Annotated in this window: 1 rRNA gene; it reads right to left on the bottom strand. The window is 52.5% G+C overall.

The window, feature by feature from the left end:
* A 23S ribosomal RNA gene (locus tag P0G09_RS20975) occupies positions 1–255 on the bottom strand; the annotation flags it as partial.

Raw genomic sequence — 255 nt, 5'->3', positions numbered from 1 at the left:
AGCTCCCGACTAACCTGGAGCGGACGAACCTTCCTCCAGAAACCTGAGGCTTTCGGCCATGCAGATTCTCACTGCATTCGCGCTACTCATTCCGGCATTCTCACTTCTATACACTCCACAGCCGCTTACGCTACTGTTTCTCCGCGTATACAACGCTCCCCTACCCAATACATTGCTGTATTGCCTAAGCTTCGGTGTCAGGTTTAGCCCCGTTAAATTCTCCGCGCAAAGACGCTCGACCAGTGAGCTATTACG

Origin of the sequence: Faecalibacterium sp. DFI.5.82 (assembly GCF_029076575.1) — a bacterium.
GTDB lineage: Bacteria > Bacillota > Clostridia > Oscillospirales > Ruminococcaceae > Faecalibacterium > Faecalibacterium duncaniae.
The sequence above is the reverse complement of the archived record's forward strand: the minus strand, read 5'-3'. Positions and strand labels throughout refer to the sequence as shown.